Here is an 18,437-nt window from a genome sequence, read left to right as displayed (position 1 = left end):
TCTTTGATCTGACGGATTTCAAGACTCTACCCTAGCGGTAGAGTTTTTTATGCCTGCAAGGATTTAACTCCGTAACCTTGCAGCAACATCGTCCAATTTTCCTCCGTGAAACGAATTCCCATCCGTTCCGTTTCCTTCAAAAAAGAACGTTTCAAGCGCGCCAGATTTTGCGCTTTCCAAAAATCTTCCGATTTTTGACCGCACTTATCGAAATCCAACAGCCAATATTTTTCCTGCGCTCCAGACTGTTGCACCAAAATATTATGCGCGTTTAAATCCGTATGACAGATTTGTAAATCATGTAAATGACGAATCAGCCCGCCAATTTGGCGCCATGCAGCGTCCGACAAAGTTTGCGTTTGCAAAAGTGCGGTCAAATCTTGAGCATTTTCGATCTTTTCCGTCAGAATATCCGCCCGGTATCCGCCTAAAGGCAGCTTTTCCACTTTCGCCGCCAACGGCTTCGGCACCGGCAGCCCCGCCTGATAAAGACGCTGCAACAAACGGAATTCCGCAAAACTACGGGTTCGTTCCAACGAGGTGAAAGTATAACGATCTTTATTGATTTTGCCCCAGAAGCCGCCGCGATAATAATGACGCAACGCGGCATTCACGCCGAACAAATCGGCCGTCCGCAAAAACCACGTGGTTCCCCGCCCCTGCGCCGAACCCAGAATACGATCCTGTTCCTGCCAGAATTCGGGCGAAAAAAAACGGCTCTGTTCCTCATAAGGTTCATCCCAGTTAAACAGATAAAAACAATGGTTTTGTCGAACTTCGAGCATTTTCAACTCCTTGTAGCATATCGTGCTATTCTACTTTAAAATAACCGGCAACCGCAAAATATTAGGAAGCCTTATGCCTCGCAAACCGTTATTCAGTTCCGATAATCCGCCCGAATCCATCTGCATCCTGCGCCTTTCCGCTATCGGCGACGTTACCCACGCTTTAGCCGTAGTGCAGGAAATTCAACGGTTCTATCCGAAATGCGAAATAACCTGGATCGTCGGAAAAGCGGAAAACGCTTTGTTATCCGCCGTGTCAACGGGCATTCATTTTGAAGTGTACGATAAGAAAAGCGGTTGGAAAGGCTTGTTGGCTTTATGGAAAAAGCTGAAAAATCAACGATTTGACGCATTGCTCAATATGCAGACCGCAGTGCGAGCGTCTGTGCTGTCCCTTGGCATTAAAGCCAAATATAAAATCGGTTTCGGCGAAAAACGCAGCCGGGAAGGACAGAAATTTTTTGTTAATCATCGCATTCAGGATCCGCGGAGTCCTCATGTGCTCGACGGTTTTATGGCCTTCGCGCAGGAAATCGGCGTGCCGCCGTTCGCCCCGCGCTGGTCGTTAACCCTGCCGCCGCAAGCCAATGAAAAAGTGCGGGCGTTTTTAAGCGCAAATCAGAAAAATCTGATTATCGCCCCTTGTTCAAGCAAAGCGGAAAAAGACTGGTCGCCGGAAGGCTATGCGACGGTAGCGAATTATGCCCATTCCCGCAACATGCACGTCGTACTTTGCGGTTCGGCGGCGCCTCGCGAAGTAAAAATGATGGAAAAAATTACCGCACTTTGCGATTTTCAGCCGACAAACGCTTGCGGAAAAACCAGTTTAGCGGAATTGGTCGCGCTGATCGCACAAGCAGATGCGGTTATCGCGCCGGATAGCGGGCCGGCACACATTGCTACCATGACGGGCACGCCGGTTATCGGTTTATACGCTTATCATAACCCTTGGCGCACCGGGCCTTATCATAACTTGGCGAACGTGGTGTCCGTTTACGAACAAAATGCCCGCAAGGAATTCGGCAAACCTTCCTCAGAACTGCCTTGGGCGACCAAACTGAAAACGCCGAATCTGATGGCGAAAATTCAGGCGGACGCGGTTATTGCGCAACTGCGGCAATTAGGTTTTTAATTCGCCTACGCGGTTTTGATTAAAAATCCGCCGGGCAATGAAAGCTTATGGATTCTCCCGTAACGGGATGATTAACGGTTAAGCTTTCCGCATGCAGATACAAACGCGGCGCCATGGCTTTCGCCTGCGGATGAGCATAGAACTTGTCGCCTAAAATAGGATGTCCTAACGCCAGCATATGTAAGCGTAATTGGTGGGAACGGCCGGTAATCGGCGTTAACTTCACCCGCGTGCTGTTATTCGGCAAACGTTCTAAAACTTCAAATTTTGTGACCGCACTTTTGCCCGAATTGAAATCAATGCGCTGGCGCGGGCGGTTTTCCCAATCGCAAATCAGCGGCAAATTCACTGTGCCGCTGTCCGGTTTAACATGTCCCCACACCAACGCCTGATAAAATTTTTTCGTTTGCCGTTCGCGAAACTGACGTTTCAGCTCGCTGTCCGCCAGTTTGCTCATGGCGAACAGAATAATGCCGCTGGTTGCCATATCCAGGCGGTGAGCGGGTTCGCAAAATCCGTATTTTTCTTTCACGCGGCTCATGGCGCTGTCATAATACTGCGGCTGATTGCCCGGTACGGACAATAGCCCGCTGGGTTTGTTCAGCACAAGCATGTGATTATCGTGATAAACAACGTTCAAATAGGGCGTTTGGGGCGGATTGTATTCAATTAATGCCATAATAATAAAAAAGTAAAATCGTGTTTTTTCCGACGAAAAAACACGATTGCAACCACAAAATGCCTGACATTATACCGTCAGAATTATTTTAGCCAACCCTGTTCGCGATAATAACGCGCCGCGCCCTCATGTAACGGCGCCGACAAAGCATTGCGAATCATCTCTTCCTTGCTGAGGTGAGCAAACGCCGGGTGAGTGCGTTTGAAACGATCGAAATTGTCAAAAACCGCTTTTACCACGGCATACACTTTGTCCGCCGGCACCTCTTCCGATGTCACCAACGTGGCGTAAACCCCGAAAGTTTCCACCGGATTATCCGTTCCTTTATAAGTTTTAGCCGGAATAACCGCTTTGGCATAATAAGGATATTCCGCCACCAATTTATCAATTTCCGCACCGGTTACCGGCACTAAATGAGTTTCACATTCGTTGGCAGCCTCTTTAAAAGTGCCGTTCGGATTGCCCGCGCTGTAAGTAATGACATCCAGATAATTACGACAAATCACGCCGGCAAGTTCGCCCGGCTGCAATTCCGTTACCATGCGGAAGTCATCGTTCGTCCAGCCTTTCGCCTGCATAATCACATTCATCGTGGCGCGTGTTCCTGAACCCGCATCACCGATATTTATCCGTTTGCCTTTGATGTCGTCAAAAGCGGTGATTTTAGCATCGTCTCGCGCCATCACGGTAAAAGGTTCCGCATGCAAGGAAAACACCGCGCGCAATTTCGGATTAGCTCTGCCGGCAAAGACATCCGAACCGTGATAGGCGTGATATTGCCAATCCGATTGCACAATGCCCATATCCAGAGATTGATCGGCGATGGCGTCCAAATTGGCTAATGAAGCGCCGGTAGAGGGGGCTTTACAGACCAAATCGTCGTAACGATTCACCAACTGGCAAATGGACTGCCCCGCCACATAATAAACACCCGTTTGCCCGCCCGTGCCGATCGTCACAGCGTCTTTCGCCTGCACCGACGCCGTTAACAACAATCCCGCCCACAGGGTAAACTTCGCGAATTTTTTCATGAATACGTCCTTCTTAAACTGCGCTTATCGGGAAACGCTTGATGAAAATCAGTAAAAGTGCGGTCAAAAAAACGAAAGAATTTTTGACCGCACTTGGATCACCGCAAAACCAATATCGGCTTATCCGAGAACCGCGCCACTTTCACCGTATTGGTGCTCAGACCCGCAGCATTGGGTTTGCTGCTGGCAAGCATCACGATAAGATCCACGTTTTTCTCTTCCGCAATACGATTGATTTCTTCGTAAATCGTGCCGTGCGCTACAATATGTTGCACTTTCGCACCTTTCGGAAAACTGGCTTCCGTAAAAGTATGCAGCGCCTTGTTGGCTTCTTCCACCACCGATTTATCAAAATTTTTCGGCAAAAAAGCGGAAATAAAACTGTCGTCCATCGGCTCGATAATCGTCACCACCCGATATACGGGATTCTCCTCGTGCGCCGTCAGTTTCAAACAAGTGTCCACCACATATTTCGCGCTATCAAGGTTATTTAAATCAATGGCAATCAATAAATTTTTATACATATTCGGCTCCTATTCCGGACGACGGCGCTGATTCCAGACAATGCCCGCAATCAATAACAAAGCGGGAATAAACATCCATTCTTTCGCTAAAGAATTTTGCGGCACCGCCACTTCGATAACGGTTTGATCCCAATTCAGACCGGCTTTGGCCGCAGGCGAATCGAGGGTGACATTATCAATCAGGATTTTTGGCGTTTCAACTCCGTTAATTTCAATTTTTTCTCCGGTATCCAGCAAGGTTAAGCCAAGATTTTCCAAGCGTTCTTCACTTGTTTTTCCTTCCGGAACGCTAAGTTGCGAATAAAATTCGATAGGCTTGCCGTAAGGATTTACACCCGCCACTTTAATGGTGAGATTTTGTCCCACCGGCGTTTGCCCGATTTCCTGCACCAGTTTCGCCGGTTCGATATACCGCTCCGTCGGCGAAATATACTGCATGAAATATCCCGGACGGAACAACGTAAACGCGGCAAATAACAGCAACAGAGTTTCCCAACGTTTGTTGAAACGGAAGAAATACCCCATGCTGGCGGCGGTAAAGGCCATAATCCCAATAACCGCCACGACGAAAATCAATATGCCTTTCGCCCAGCCCACATCAATCAGCAATAAATCCGTATTGAAGATGAACAGGAACGGTAAAATAGCGGTACGCAGGCTGTAATAAAAGGCTTCCACCCCGGTTTTAATCGGACTGCCGCCCGAAATTGCCGCAGCGGCAAAGGACGCCAGACCCACCGGCGGCGTGACGTCCGCCATAATCCCGAAATAGAAAACGAACATATGCACGGCGATAAGCGGCACGATGAGCCCGTTTTGTTTCCCCACTTCAATAATCACCAACGCCATCAGCGAAGACACCACAATATAGTTCGCTGTGGTCGGCAATCCCATTCCGAGAATCAAACTGAATATCGCCACCAAAATCAACATCAACAAAATATTGCCCATGGACAGATATTCGATGATACTAGCCAGCTGTACGCCGAATCCCGTCAGCGACACCGAACCGACGATAATACCGGCGGTCGCGGTGGCAATACCGATCCCGATCATATTTCGCGCGCCGGCTTCCAAACCGTCAATCAATTCCCGCAGCCCCTGACGGAAAAGTGCGGGCAGATTTTCGTGATTTTTTCGGAACAAGCTGAGCAGCGGACGTTGCGTCAGTAAAATCATCCCCAACGCCAAAGTCCCCCAGAACGCAGACAAACCCGGAGACATACGTTCAATCATCAGACACCACATTAACACCACCACCGGCAGCAAATAATGCAAACCGGCATTAACCGTCGGCTTCACGGACGGCAAGACGGCGATTTTGGCATTCGGATCATCCGGTTCTAAATCCGGAAAGCGGGCCACACGGCGAATCAGCAATAAATATGCCGCAAATAATAAGACGCTGACAATCAGGAACGAAAAATCGGGCGCCACACGTTTAATCCAGCCTAAGCAAAATTCGAGAATAAAATAGGTTACGCAAATCACCAGAAACGACGCCAGCACACGAATCAGCACCATCAGCAGAGGTTTTGGCGGATCGGTTCTCGGCAGGCCTTTCAGCCCCATTTTGCAGGCTTCAATATGGACGATATAAACCAAGGCGATATACGAAATAAGCGCCGGCAAAAAGGCATGAACGATCAATTCGCTGTAAGGCATATTGACGTATTCGATCATCAGGAAGGCGGCGGCGCCCATGACCGGCGGCATAAGCTGACCGTTTACCGAAGAAGCGACTTCAACGGCGCCCGCTTTTTCCGGCGTAAAGCCCACACGTTTCATCATCGGAATCGTGAAGGTCCCGGTCGTCACCACATTGGCAATGGAAGAACCCGAAACCAAGCCGGTTAAGGCGGAAGAGACGACCGCCGCTTTCGCCGGACCACCGCTTAAATGTCCGAGATAAGCAAAGGCGGTTTTAATAAAATAATTGCCGGCGCCCGCTTTATCCAGCAATGCGCCAAACAACACGAACAGGAACACGTATTTGGTCGAAACCCCTAATGCCACGCCGAACACGCCTTCCGTAGTAATCCATTGCTGGTTGACAATTTGAGACAGCGAGCCGGAACGATGGCTGATAATCCAATCCGTCGGCAAATATTGGCCGAAAAAGTTATACAACAAAAACACGACGGCGATGACCACCAACGGCAAGCCCAAACTGCGACGGGTCGCTTCCAGCAATAACAACACGCCGCAACAGCCCGCAATAATATCCTGCAGATTCGGCGCACCGAAACGTTTCACTAATCCTTCATAGAAAAACAGATAATACGCCCCTAAAAATGCGCCACCCACCGCTAGAATCCAGTCGAGCGTCGGAATATGCTGCTTAGGTGAAGTGGCGAAGGCCGGAAACGACAGATACGCAAGAAACAAAGCAAACGCCAGATGAATAGAGCGCGCTTTGGTGTCGTCCACCACCACATTAATATCCCACCCGTGATGGGTTAACACTTCCTGCAGCCAATAAGGCAGCGGCGAGGTGTAATAAAGTTGAAAAACGGACCACAGAATGGCGGTGACAACAATGAGTTTTTTGGCAAAACCGCGAGGCGTGCGCCCCCCGGCATCATTTGACGCCACCATGTCCTGTAAATCATCATAATCAATCGATTTTTTGGCTGACATATCTGCTGACATAGACAGGTTCCTTCCAAGTAACACTCCCCGCAACCGATTCGAGCGACAAGGAGAAAAAAATAACAAAAAAACGACCGCACTTTTACGTTGATAGCTACGCACAGCGCGCCGAAATCAAGAAAAAGTGCGGTAAAAAAAACGAAAGTTTTTTATTTAATCCAGCCACGTTCCTTGTAATAACGGACGGCGCCTTCATGCAAAGGTGCGGATAAGGCGTTGGTGATCATCTCTTCCTGTTTCAGGTTGGCAAAAGCCGGATGTAAACGTTTGAAACGGTCAAAATTATCGAACACCGCTTTCACTACCGCGTAAACTTTATCCGCATCCACATCTTCAGAGGTCACCAATGTCGCATACACCCCGAAAGTTTCCACCGGATTGTCCGTGCCTTTGTATAATCCGCCCGGAATCACGGCTTTCGCATAGTAAGAATGATCCGCCACCAGTTTATCGATAGCCTCGCCCGTTACCGGCACCAAATGAGAATCGCAGGAAGCCGCCGCTTCTTTCAGCGCCCCGTTCGGATGGCCCACATTATAGGTAATCGCGTCCAGATTGTTATCACACATGACAGAGGCCATTTCCGCCGGTTTTAATTCGGAAGCCACTTTGAAATCCTTATCCGTCCAGCCTTTAGCCGCCAGAATAACATTCATAGTGGCGCGCGTGCCCGAGCCCGGATCGCCCACATTCACACGTTTGCCTTTCAAATCGTCAAAAGATTTGATACCAGAATCATCACGCACCATTAATGTAAACGGTTCAGGATGAAGTGAGAAAACGGCACGTAATTTTTCGTTTTTCTTACCTTCAAAAGAACTTGAACCGTTATAGGCATGATATTGCCAGTCGGATTGGGCAATTCCCATATCCATTTGATGATCGGCAATGGCGTTCAGATTCGCCACGGAAGCACCGGTTGAAGGCGCATTACATTTCACACCGGTTTTCGCCGTATCACGATTCACTAACTGACAAATAGACTGACCCACCACATAATACACGCCGGTTTGACCGCCGGTTCCGATGGTGATGAATTTTTCTTCGGCATGAACATTTAGCGATGCTAAAGCAATGCCGGCGACAAGAGAGAGTTTAAATAATTTTTTCATAGGATGCACTCCATGATAAGCGCTTTTAATCGGATTATGTTGTGTTTACGCCGGCGAAGCGCAAAATATTTCGCCGACGTGTTGCTACATATATCAGATTTAAGCAAACGGTTGCAATACCCTGAGAAATAAAATTATGCGACATTAAAGATTCTTCAGTTTTCACCTGTTTTTTTGATTTTTTCTAATTAAAACCCTCAATCAAACGATGAAAATATAAGAATTTTTAATTTTTTTGAATAAAAATATAAGCCATATGAATTTAAAAAGCGTTTAACGCAACTTTCCCAAGATGACGAAAATCCCGGCCAAGACAATAAAATCAAAAAATCACGATTTGTTGCTCACGATCACGCGTAAGCTGTCCAGCCGCCAATTCGCCTTCGCCAGTGTCGCCAAAGATTGGATACGCAGCGTTTCCAGGCCGTCAATTTCATCCTGACGAATATTTTTATTGACACTTTTCAGTCCGTTCAGGCGATTAAGCTCATGGCTTAACGCCGAATCCGCCTGTTGTTGCGCCGCTGCAATCACCGTTTTTGCCCGTTCGGCAACCTGTTGATCCGCCATGACCAGCATTTTTTCGATATTCGGGCGGATTATTTTCACCATTTTATTCGCCACATGTTTATCCATTGGCTTCAACTGTTTTTCCAACCGACTAAAACTCACTTGCGCCGCCAAATCCCGACCTTTACCGTCCAACAACAAGCGTATCGGCGTAGGCGGCAAGAAACGGTTAAGCTGCAAGCCTTTCGGCGCCTGACTCTCCACCACATAAATCAATTCCAGCAGCAACGTGCCGGGCGGTAATTTGTCGTTAATCAGCAATGACGCCGCCGTTTTACCGATATCGCCGGAAACCACCAAATCAATACCGTTACGCAACATCGGATGATCCCAGGTTAAAAATTCCAGTTCTTCCCGGGCTAATGCCAGCTCGCGATCAAAAGTTACCGTCACACCGTCTTCTTTCAGCCCAGGAAAATCCGGCACCAACATGGTGCCCGTCGATGTAATCACAATGGATTTTTCGCCCGAATCCTCTTGTTCCACGCCGATAACATCAAACAGATTCAGGGTGAAATTTACCAACTCGGTATCGTAATCTTCCGCCCGAATCGCCTCGGCCAGCCGTTGCGCCGCCTCACCGCCGTTTGAATTCAGTTCCAACAACCGATCGCGTCCCTCTTCCAATTCCCTTTTCAGCTGCAAACGCAGCTTCTCAGTTTCCTTCAGGAACCTATCAAAGCCCGCCGATTCGGTAGGATGTTGCAAAAAACTTCGCAATTTTTGCCCGCACTTTTCAAATAACGCCGCGCCCATCGGACAGGTTTCTTCAAACGCATTTAACCCTTGATGATACCAATCCGCCAGCACCCTTTGCGGTGAATCCGCGAAACAGAGCGCGTAAATTTGAACATCCCGCTGCTGCCCGATACGATCCAGACGCCCGATACATTGTTCCAATAAATCCGGATTTTCCGGCAAATTAAACAGCACCAAACGGCAGGCAAACTGAAAGTTTCGCCCTTCGGAACCGATAGCGGAACTTAACAAAACCTGGGCGCCGTTTTCCTGATCAGCAAAATAAGCGGCCGCCCGATCCCGCTCAATAACGGATAAATTTTCGTGGAAAACCGCGCTGCGAAGACCTTCTTTTTCGCGCAACGCCTGTTCCAGCTGAACCGCCGTTTGAGCTTGCCGGCAAATCACCAGCACTTTTTCATGACGCTGATTTTTCAAAAAAGTGATCAACCATTCCACGCGCGGATCGAAATTCCACCATTTGTTTCCCTGTTCCTTATTGCCAAACAAAGGTTCCGGATTTTCTCCCGGCAAACAGCTCGCTTGAATATATTGTTCCGGCGGCGCCAGATTGATTTGGTGATAAACCCGGCGCGGAAAACCTTTCACGCCTCGGCGCGTATTGCGGAACAGCACGCGGCTGGTGCCGTGGCGATCAATCAAACTGCTGATCAGTTCCTGACGAGCCAAGGCTTTTTCCGTTTCATTCCGGCTGTCCAACGCGTTAAACAGCGGCTCCGCATCCTGTTCCGCCAATAAATCGGAAATCGCATTTTTTTCCACCGCACTTAACGGTTTCTCCGCCAACAGGGTTTGCACCGCCTCCGCTACCGGCCGATAATGCCGTTGTTCGGCAACAAACGCGTCGTAATCATAAAAACGATCCGCATCCAATAATTTTAAACGCGCGAAATGGCTTTGCAGGCCTAATTGTTCCGGTGTCGCCGTTAGCAACAGGACGGATGGAATCCGTTTCGCCAAGCCTTCGACCAGCCGATATTCCGGACTGACAGCTTCCGGCGTCCATGCCAAGTGATGCGCTTCGTCGACAATCAGTAAATCGAATTGCGTCCGCAATGCCTGTTCCCCGCGTTTAGGCTGGGAAATCAGCCAATCCAGCGAACAAATAATCAGGTTTTCACTGTCGAAAGGATTGCGTTCGTCCTGCTCCTCCGTCGCGGCAAAATCCGCCGCCCGTTCTTCGTCAAACAAGGAAAAATGCAAATTGAAACGACGCAACATTTCCAGCAGCCATTGATGTTGCAAGGTTTCCGGCACAATAATCAGCACTCTGTCCGCCCGCCCGGCGAAAATTTGTTGCTGCAAAATCATGCCCGCTTCAATGGTTTTCCCCAACCCCACTTCGTCCGCCAGCAATACGCGCGGATGAAGGCGTTGCCCCACTTCTTTCGCAATATGCAGCTGATGGGGAATTAATCCCGCCCGAATGCCGCGCAACCCGCGCAAAGGCGATTGAAACTGCGCCTGTTGATGCAATAACGCCTGATAACGCAAGGCAAAACGGTCGCTACGATCAATTTGCGCGCCAAACAGGCGATCCTGCGGTTTGCTGAAGCTGATTTGATGAGCGAGCTCCATTTCTTTCAGCACCGCTTCTGCACCGTTATCCAGCCGTTTAACCAGATAAAGTGCGGTCAAATTATTGACCGTAATTTCTATCACTTGCGCTTGCCAGCCTTGCCGGTGAGTGACCGTGTCGCCCGCATTAAACAGCACGCGTGTCAGCGGCGCGCCGTCCGCGGCATAAATCCGCGTTTCGTCGGCGGCGGGGAAGAAGATCGTCACCGTGCGGCTGTTCACCTCGGTAATCATTCCCAATCCCAGATTATTTTCGCTTTCGCTTATCCAACGCTGACCGATTGCAAACGGCATAAAATTTCACCTGTTAAATATCAAAAAGGCGGCTATTTTAGCGAGTCTTCCGGAAAAATCAAACCGTCCTTTTATGTATAATATGCTTTACAAATAATCGATAAAATCAAATTAAATTTCAAAAAATATAATTTATCCTTGACATAAAAAAAGTGCGGTGCAAAAATCAATCGATTTTTATTCCTACCTCATTTTCAAGGAGCCTGTTATGAGCTTGACCGCAAAACTGAAAGACGAATTTTTCGGCGGCTGGACCAAATTCGAAGCCTTATGGCTGTGCTTTTTCCTGACTATTCAACTGGTTATTTTCGCCATTCAACCCGACGGCTGGATTGCCACCATCGCCGCCATCACGGGAATTTTATGTGTGGTATTTGTAGGAAAAGGCAAGATCAGCAACTATTTGTTCGGGCTCATCAGCGTCTCTCTTTACGCGTACACCTCGTACACTTTCGGGCTTTACGGCGAAATGCAGCTGAATTTGCTGGTATATGTACCGGTTCAATTTATCGGTTTTTATTTGTGGCGTAAACATATGACCAACAAAAATACGGTGAATAGCGACGGCGTGGAGGAAGTTATCGCCAAAGCGCTGAACTTCAAACAATGGTTAATCGTCATTGCCGTGGTGTTAGTCGGCACTTATAGCTACATTAAGCTGCTAACCCGTTTGAATAGCGCATTTCCGGAGCTGGACGGCGTTACCGTTGTGGTGTCCATTGTGGCGCAGGTGCTGATGATGTTGCGTTATCGCGAACAATGGGCGTTATGGATTATCGTGAACGCGCTCACCATCGCATTATGGATCGGCATGTATTCCAAAACGGGCGACACCAGTCTGCCGCTGTTAGTGATGTATATCATGTACTTCTGTAATTCCATTTACGGTTATTACAACTGGACCCAGTTGGTGAAACGCCATCAAAACGATTAAAAATTCATCCGCTTTGTTTTAAATAATTGGCTCCCCGGCGGAGTGAATCCGGCAAGCCGACTTCAAAAAAACTTCGATTTTTTTGACCGCACTTTTGGCGCGCAAGTTAAAACGCCGTTAAAGTGCGGTCGATTTTCGGCCTGTTTTTTTAACCCCAAACCTGGTGTTCAATCAACACTTTTATCCCCATTGCGATCAAAACCGCTCCGCCTAACAATTCCGCCTGTTTGCGGATTCTGTCGCCGAGCCAATGTCCCGCTTTTAAACCGAATACGGAAAGCAGCGCCGTGGTAAGCCCGATCACGGCCGCCGCCTGCCATACATTCACGTTCAAAAAAGCAAAGGAAATGCCCATGGCAAGCGCATCAATGCTGGTTGCCACGCCCAACATGATTAAATGACGCCAACTGAAATCGAACGGGTCGTCGTCGCCGTCTTCCTCACTGAAAGATTCTTTGATCATATTGATGCCGATTACACACAGCAACACAAAGGCAATCCAATGATCGAATTCGGTAATGTAATTGCTGAAATGCGAGCCCACGTAATATCCCAGCAACGGCATCAACGCCTGGAACATCCCGAAACAGAAGGCAATTTTTAACGCAAATTTCAGGCAGAAATCCGTTAACGTGAGACCTTTACCGACGGAAACCGCAAATGCGTCCATGGACAGCCCGAAAGCTATCACCCACAATGTATAATAAGACATGCTAAATCCAAAAATGAAAAAGTTATTATAAACTTTTCTGTTTGAAAACGGATGTAATAGATCAAATAAATATTAAAAAACACGAGCCTCACACTCGTGTTTTTTATTAAAATTAATTTTTCACCGGTTGGGTAACGGCTTTCAGTATCAGATAACCGATAAGAGCGGAAACAGAAGATCCCAGTAAAATGCCCAAACGAGAAAGAGTATTCACAGCGCTGTCGCTCTCGCCTTCAAAGGCCAGACTGGCCAGAAACATGGACATTGTAAAGCCGATACCGCATAAAACGGCTATGGCAAAAATCTGTTTGAAATTCGTGCCTTCCGGTAATTTTGCCAGCCCCGATTTCACCGCCAGAAAACTGAATCCGAATACGCCTAAAGGTTTACCGATCAATAAACCTAACGCAATGCCCATCGGCAGAGCGGATAAAACCAGACTACAATCTACACTACCCAGAAATACCCCCGCATTGGCGAAAGCAAACAACGGTAAAATGAAAAAAGAACACCAAGGCGCCATCGCATGTTCAAAAATATGTAACGGACTATTGCCTTCGCGATCTTTCAACGGAATGCAAAAACCGATGATCACTCCCGCCAATGTAGCGTGTACGCCGGATTTCAACACGGACGCCCATAAAATGGTGCCAAACAGCAAATAACCGCACAGATGTCCCATTCTCAAACGGTTTAACGTTAACAAGCCGGCAATAGCGAAGACGGCGACCATGAGCGCCGGCATGCTTAATTCTTCCGAGTAAAACAGCGCAATCACCACAATGGCGCCTAAGTCGTCAATAATGGCAAGCGCCAGCAAAAACACTTTGAGTGGCAACGGAACGCGCGAACCGAGCAACCCGATAATTCCCAGGGCAAAAGCAATGTCGGTCGCCATCGGAATCGCCCAACCGTTTGCCAGTTCCGCGTGAGAATGGGTAATAAAAGCATAAATTAATGCCGGCACGATCATGCCGCCCACGGCGGCCAACGCCGGGAAAATCGCTTGTCGATAGCTTGCCAGCGAACCTTCCGCCATTTCCCGTTTCACTTCCATGCCCACCAACACAAAAAACACCGCCATGAAGCCATCGTTCACCCAGTGAATTAAGGTTTTATTGATTTCAAAACTACTCACCCGTATGGCAATAGGAATATCCAGAAAATCAAAATAATGGGATTTTAACGGCGAATTGGCCAACATCATCGCCAAAACGGCAAAAATGAATAATAGAATACCCGGCGCCGATTCCAATTTTAAAAAACGCTGTAAAAATTGCAAAATTCCCTCCCAAAACGAACAATCAAATGGAACGTCATCCTAGCATAAGTGCGGTCAAATTTGTTGCAATTTCGTAACAAAAATAGATCTTCGGCCTATTTCAAAAAATACGGATTTAGCGGCAATTCCATTGAGTTAAATAAATTTCCTGCAAACAATGCCCCTCATTCTCTTGCCTAAACCCTGTCAAAATAGTGTAAAATTGCGGAAAATTTTTTGAGTACATTTATTCGTTTTCCGAGGCCATTATGATGGTACCAAACCTGCGCGACAAAATTAAAATCGTCTTTTTCGATATTGACGAAACCCTTATCGTTAAACACAAAGATTACTTACCCGATTCGGTTTTACCCGCAATCCGGAAATTGAAAGCCAACGGCATTATTCCCGCCATTGCCACGGGACGTTCCCGTTGCAGCTTGCCGTTAAAACTCCGGGCGTTACTTGCGCAGGAACCGATCGATTTGTTTGTCACTATGAACGGGCAATTAGCGGTTTATAAAGATCATTTCATTGAAAAACACACCATTCCCACCGAAAAAATTCAGGTTCTGGTGGACTTTTTTGACGCCCACGGCATTGAATATGCTTTTGTTTCCGATAAAAAAATCGCGGTTTCCGGCATCACACCGCAACAAAAATCGGCATTGGATCCTATTCTGCGGGATTATATTGTGGATAAAGATTACTTTAAATCCAATGAAGTCTTCCAGTTACTGCCGTTTTATGATGAAACGCAGGATCAGCTGATTGCGGATGCGCAAATTTTAGACGGATTGCGCGTAGTGCGTTGGGACAAAGATTCTGTCGACTTATTCGATGCGGAAGGTTCCAAAGCGCGGGGAATTCGCGCCGTGGTTGATTATTTGGGTTTGTCCATGGATAACGTGATGGCATTTGGTGACGGTTTAAACGATCTCGAAATGCTTAACACCGTCGGTGTCGGCGTAGCAATGGGGAATGCGCACCCGCAACTGAAAGACGTGGCGGATTATGTGACGGATCACATCGAACAAGACGGAATATACAATTTTCTGGTGAAATCCGGCTTGATTGAAGCTTAATTACCTCATTCCGCGCAAGTCGTCATTCGATTTGCACATTTTTCTCAAAAAACTCACAAAAATCCGACCGCACTTTTCCCATAAAATTTTCCGTCGAGACGGGAAACGTCAAACATAAAAAATGCGGCCAAATTTGACCGCACTTTTCTTTTATTGTTGGCTATCGATTAAAGGTAACCGTACATCATTGTGAAGAGATAACCGAAAATACATGCCGTCACCACACCGATTAAACCGACCATGATGAAACTGTGGTTAATCACAAATTTACCAATATGGGTCGTGCCGGAGCGGTCAAATTGGATTGCCGCCAAGTCGCTCGGGTAAGTCGGCAAAATGTAGTAACCGTAGCAAGCGGAAGCGAATGCCAGAATAACGGCCGGTTCCACACCGATACTTAACGCCAACGGAACGAACGCCACTAACGCCGCCGCCTGTGAGTTTACGAATTTAGAAATCAATAACAACATCACGGCATAAGTCCAAGGATGCGCTTTCACCACATCACCAAGCGCGGCTTTCATCATTGGCGTGTGAACCGTAAACATGGTTTCCGCCATCCAGGAAATACCGAATACGGCCACTAACGCAATCATACCGGAGCGGAAAATTTCATTTTTACTGATTTTACCCGGATCGGTTTTCGTGAAGATAACAATTAATGCACCGGCCAATAACATGAAAATTTGAATAACATTAACCATGCTGAGGTTAGTTTTCTTCTTCATGGTATCTTTCAACGCAATTGAGGCGTTAGCAATGGTTTCCGATTGATCGCCCGCGGTGATCACCACGTTATTATCCTGTACGGATAAGGTTTGCGTTAACACGCCTTTATCATCATAAATTTCAATCGCATTATAAGCGGTTTTAGCTTTACCTTTATTTTCTTTCACGTCAATCGCCACTTTGCCGTCCTGCGCCGTCGCGACAATTTTACCGTCTTTCACGTTGATGCTTTTCACCGTTTGATCGGCGGATACAATTTCAACAACCTGAGCCGGTACCGGTTTATCGAAAGCCGGGCGCAAATCTTTAAAATAACCTAACAGCGCAACCACTAAAATCGCACCAAAGAAGATCCACATGGCATTCCAGCTTGATTGAGGCAGTTTTTTACCTAATAAAGAAGCGCTGTCGCCATAAACGTATTTTTTGAATTCGGGATCTTTCAGCTTTTCTTGGAATACTTCGTCTTTGTCTAAATCTTTACCGCGGAACCAACTGAAAATACCGATCGCTAAAATACCGCAAAGAGTTGAAGGAACGGTGACTTTCAATAAATCAAGATAACCGTCGAATCCGGCTAACGGTGTTTTGGCATTCACTAAGAAAGCGGTTAATGTCACCACAGCGACGGAAACCGGAGAAGCGATAATCCCCATTTGAGAGGCAATAGAACTTGCCGCCATCGGGCGTTCAGGACGAATGTTATTTTTAATCGCAATATCATAAATGATTGGCAACATAGTATAAACAACATGACCCGTACCGCAAAGAATGGTCAAAAAGCAAGTAACAAACGGCGCAAGAATACTCACATATTTAGGATTGCGACGTAACATTTTTTCAGCAATTTGTAACATTACATCCAAACCGCCGCTGGCCTGCAATGTTGCCGAAGTGACCACCACGGCCAAAATTGTCAGCATCACATCAATCGCAGGTTTACCCGGTTCAATCCCGAAACCGAATACCAAAACGATTAAACCGACGCCGCCTAACATCCCAAGTGCAATACCGCCTTTTCTTGCACCATAAAACAAACAGATAAGCACAATCGCAAGTTGAATTGTGAATTGCGTACCTTCACTTAGATTTATCAAAAAATCCATATAAACTCCAAATATCATTATTACCAATTTAAGGTGTGCCGATCCTAGCATTAATTGCACTACTCAATAAATGGTATTTAATCAATCTTTGTTCTAAGTCAACAAATTAAAAATATTTTATTTGAGAGGGGAAAAAAGGAAGTTAATAAAATGTTAAAAGCGAACTAATGAAACGAAAATAGGCAGAAACGTCGGAATAAAAATAATTAAGGCGACTTAACCGTCGCCTTAATTTCGAAATTATTGATTGTTTTGAACGTAATCAATCGCTGATTGAACTGTCGTAATTTTTTCAGCTTCTTCATCAGGAATTTCGATATCGAATTCTTCTTCTAAAGCCATTACTAATTCAACAGTGTCTAAAGAGTCCGCACCTAAGTCTTCAATGAATGAAGCTTCAGATTTTACTTCGTCTTCTTTAACGCCAAGTTGTTCAACAATGATTTTTTTTACGCGTTCTTCAATGCTCATTTTTGTTTCCTATTGTAGTTCTCGCACAATGCGATAGAGTTAATAGTGTATGCATTTTTTCAAAAGTTGCAAGCCATTTCTTTCAGTGGTAAAACCACAAAAAATTTGACCGCACTTTTTCAAAACACCGATTAAATAAAACCGACTATACGTAACCGAATTACATATTCTGCACGATTCTAACAAATCCCTTTCATTTTGGCTATGCTTTCACCGGAATTTTTCGGGTTACGCCATGTATAACCCACCATTTACGTGCAATGTCGTACCGGTGACATAGCCTGCATCATCAGAAGCTAAAAATGCAACGGCTTTGGCAATATCTTTCGGTTCACCTAAACGTCCCGCCGGCACATTGGCCAGAATACCGGATTTTTGTTCATCCGTTAAAACATCCGTCATATCCGTCGCGATAAAGCCCGGAGCAACCACGTTGACCGTAATGCCGCGTGACGCCACTTCTTTCGCTAAACCTTTGCTGAAACCGATTAAACCCGCTTTGGCTGCACAATAGTTGGCTTGGCCCGGATTTCCCATTGAGCCCACAACGGAACCAATAGTAATAATACGACCAAAACGCTTTTTCATCATAGAACGTAACATGGCTTTCGAAAGATAATAAACGGAAGTCAGATTCGTTTGGATAATATCGAACCATTCGTCGTCTTTCATGCGCATTAACAGGTTATCACGGGTAATGCCGGCATTATTGACTAAAATATCGATATCGCCATGTTCTTTCTTGATTTGTTCTAACACGGAATCAATGGAATTACTGTCGGCAACGTTTAACACTAAGCCTCTGCCCCGTTCGCCTAAATAAGCGGAAATGGTTTCGGCACCTTTTTCGGAAGTCGCCGTACCGATAACAAATGCACCTTTTGACGCTAACTCCTCTGCAATAGCCTTACCAATGCCGCGGGTTGCGCCCGTCACTAATGCGATTTTACCTTGCATGTCCGTTTTCCTTCTTTGCTGGAGCGGGTTGATCACCCGCCATTTATTTGAATCATTAACGGGCTA

The 18,437-nt window shown here is 46.7% G+C and carries 15 protein-coding genes; 3 read left to right on the top strand and 12 right to left on the bottom strand.

What is annotated here, in order from left to right; genetic code table 11:
- Positions 1–47 precede the first annotated feature (47 nt).
- Positions 48–785 (bottom strand): 3-deoxy-D-manno-octulosonic acid kinase, encoded by a 738-nt coding sequence (locus P7M01_RS03270; protein ID WP_317482987.1) that lies wholly within the window; start codon positions 783–785, stop codon positions 48–50.
- Between the two features lie 73 nt (positions 786–858).
- Here P7M01_RS03270 and P7M01_RS03265 point away from each other — a divergent pair, with 73 nt between their 5' ends.
- Positions 859–1,917: a glycosyltransferase family 9 protein gene (locus P7M01_RS03265; protein WP_317482986.1), complete on the top strand. Its 1,059-nt coding sequence runs from the start codon at positions 859–861 to the stop codon at positions 1,915–1,917.
- A gap of 19 nt (positions 1,918–1,936) precedes the next feature.
- Here P7M01_RS03265 and rluA read toward each other — a convergent pair whose 3' ends face one another.
- From rluA to rapA, 6 genes are all read right to left on the bottom strand, one after another.
- Positions 1,937–2,596, bottom strand: a complete 660-nt coding sequence (gene rluA, locus P7M01_RS03260; RefSeq protein WP_317479947.1) for a bifunctional tRNA pseudouridine(32) synthase/23S rRNA pseudouridine(746) synthase RluA — start codon at positions 2,594–2,596, stop codon at positions 1,937–1,939.
- 83 nt (positions 2,597–2,679) lie between these two features.
- Entirely contained in the window at positions 2,680–3,627 is a 948-nt protein-coding gene (locus P7M01_RS03255) for a TAXI family TRAP transporter solute-binding subunit (RefSeq protein ID WP_317482985.1), read from the bottom strand.
- 98 nt (positions 3,628–3,725) lie between these two features.
- A complete protein-coding gene (locus P7M01_RS03250; protein ID WP_202936880.1) occupies positions 3,726–4,151 on the bottom strand; it encodes a universal stress protein in 426 nt (141 codons plus the stop codon).
- Between the two features lie 9 nt (positions 4,152–4,160).
- Positions 4,161–6,791 (bottom strand): TRAP transporter permease, encoded by a 2,631-nt coding sequence (locus P7M01_RS03245; RefSeq protein WP_317483042.1) that lies wholly within the window; start codon positions 6,789–6,791, stop codon positions 4,161–4,163.
- A gap of 161 nt (positions 6,792–6,952) precedes the next feature.
- A complete protein-coding gene (locus tag P7M01_RS03240) occupies positions 6,953–7,915 on the bottom strand; it encodes a TAXI family TRAP transporter solute-binding subunit (RefSeq protein WP_317475625.1) in 963 nt (320 codons plus the stop codon).
- Between the two features lie 330 nt (positions 7,916–8,245).
- Positions 8,246–11,116: an RNA polymerase-associated protein RapA gene (gene rapA, locus P7M01_RS03235; RefSeq protein ID WP_317480611.1), complete on the bottom strand. Its 2,871-nt coding sequence runs from the start codon at positions 11,114–11,116 to the stop codon at positions 8,246–8,248.
- 208 nt (positions 11,117–11,324) lie between these two features.
- On the opposite strand from rapA, the gene pnuC reads away from it, so the two are divergent.
- The gene (gene pnuC, locus P7M01_RS03230) at positions 11,325–12,050 is read left to right on the top strand and encodes a nicotinamide riboside transporter PnuC (RefSeq protein WP_317476636.1); all 726 of its coding nucleotides are present in this window, start codon (positions 11,325–11,327) and stop codon (positions 12,048–12,050) included.
- Between the two features lie 148 nt (positions 12,051–12,198).
- On the opposite strand, the gene P7M01_RS03225 is transcribed toward pnuC, so the two are convergent.
- Both P7M01_RS03225 and nhaA read right to left on the bottom strand, forming a co-directional pair.
- On the bottom strand, positions 12,199–12,762 hold the full coding sequence (locus P7M01_RS03225) for a manganese efflux pump MntP (protein ID WP_202936876.1): 564 nt from the start codon (positions 12,760–12,762) through the stop codon (positions 12,199–12,201).
- 112 nt (positions 12,763–12,874) lie between these two features.
- Positions 12,875–14,047, bottom strand: coding sequence for a Na+/H+ antiporter NhaA (gene nhaA, locus P7M01_RS03220; protein ID WP_317480669.1), 1,173 nt, complete (start codon positions 14,045–14,047; stop codon positions 12,875–12,877).
- A 245-nt stretch (positions 14,048–14,292) separates the two neighbouring features.
- On the opposite strand from nhaA, the gene P7M01_RS03215 reads away from it, so the two are divergent.
- On the top strand, positions 14,293–15,108 hold the full coding sequence (locus tag P7M01_RS03215) for a Cof-type HAD-IIB family hydrolase (protein WP_317479944.1): 816 nt from the start codon (positions 14,293–14,295) through the stop codon (positions 15,106–15,108).
- Between the two features lie 167 nt (positions 15,109–15,275).
- Here the strand turns inward: P7M01_RS03215 and P7M01_RS03210 are convergent, their stop codons facing one another.
- From P7M01_RS03210 to fabG, 3 genes are all read right to left on the bottom strand, one after another.
- Entirely contained in the window at positions 15,276–16,943 is a 1,668-nt protein-coding gene (locus P7M01_RS03210) for an anaerobic C4-dicarboxylate transporter (protein WP_202936874.1), read from the bottom strand.
- Positions 16,944–17,183: 240 nt separating this feature from the next.
- Positions 17,184–17,414: an acyl carrier protein gene (gene acpP / locus P7M01_RS03205; RefSeq protein WP_202936873.1), complete on the bottom strand. Its 231-nt coding sequence runs from the start codon at positions 17,412–17,414 to the stop codon at positions 17,184–17,186.
- A gap of 228 nt (positions 17,415–17,642) precedes the next feature.
- Positions 17,643–18,371 (bottom strand): 3-oxoacyl-ACP reductase FabG, encoded by a 729-nt coding sequence (gene fabG, locus P7M01_RS03200; RefSeq protein WP_202936872.1) that lies wholly within the window; start codon positions 18,369–18,371, stop codon positions 17,643–17,645.
- Positions 18,372–18,437: the final 66 nt, after the last annotated feature.

The sequence above is a fragment of the Exercitatus varius genome, from assembly GCF_029577735.1.
Lineage (GTDB): Bacteria > Pseudomonadota > Gammaproteobacteria > Enterobacterales > Pasteurellaceae > Exercitatus > Exercitatus varius.
The sequence above is the reverse complement of the archived record's forward strand: the minus strand, read 5'-3'. Positions and strand labels throughout refer to the sequence as shown.

Bases quoted from the DNA above. Each gene is read 5' to 3' on its own strand.
- P7M01_RS03215 (WP_317479944.1), top strand. From the start codon at position 14,293: ATGATGGTACCAAACCTGCGCGACAAAATTAAAATCGTCTTTTTCGAT.
- pnuC (WP_317476636.1), top strand. From the start codon at position 11,325: ATGAGCTTGACCGCAAAACTGAAAGACGAATTTTTCGGCGGCTGGACC.
- P7M01_RS03245 (WP_317483042.1), bottom strand. From the start codon at position 6,791: ATGTCAGCCAAAAAATCGATTGATTATGATGATTTACAGGACATGGTG.
- P7M01_RS03255 (WP_317482985.1), bottom strand. From the start codon at position 3,627: ATGAAAAAATTCGCGAAGTTTACCCTGTGGGCGGGATTGTTGTTAACG.
- P7M01_RS03270 (WP_317482987.1), bottom strand. From the start codon at position 785: ATGCTCGAAGTTCGACAAAACCATTGTTTTTATCTGTTTAACTGGGAT.
- P7M01_RS03210 (WP_202936874.1), bottom strand. From the start codon at position 16,943: ATGGATTTTTTGATAAATCTAAGTGAAGGTACGCAATTCACAATTCAA.
- rapA (WP_317480611.1), bottom strand. From the start codon at position 11,116: ATGCCGTTTGCAATCGGTCAGCGTTGGATAAGCGAAAGCGAAAATAAT.
- P7M01_RS03250 (WP_202936880.1), bottom strand. From the start codon at position 4,151: ATGTATAAAAATTTATTGATTGCCATTGATTTAAATAACCTTGATAGC.
- fabG (WP_202936872.1), bottom strand. From the start codon at position 18,371: ATGCAAGGTAAAATCGCATTAGTGACGGGCGCAACCCGCGGCATTGGT.
- P7M01_RS03240 (WP_317475625.1), bottom strand. From the start codon at position 7,915: ATGAAAAAATTATTTAAACTCTCTCTTGTCGCCGGCATTGCTTTAGCA.
- P7M01_RS03225 (WP_202936876.1), bottom strand. From the start codon at position 12,762: ATGTCTTATTATACATTGTGGGTGATAGCTTTCGGGCTGTCCATGGAC.
- rluA (WP_317479947.1), bottom strand. From the start codon at position 2,596: ATGGCATTAATTGAATACAATCCGCCCCAAACGCCCTATTTGAACGTT.
- acpP (WP_202936873.1), bottom strand. From the start codon at position 17,414: ATGAGCATTGAAGAACGCGTAAAAAAAATCATTGTTGAACAACTTGGC.
- P7M01_RS03265 (WP_317482986.1), top strand. From the start codon at position 859: ATGCCTCGCAAACCGTTATTCAGTTCCGATAATCCGCCCGAATCCATC.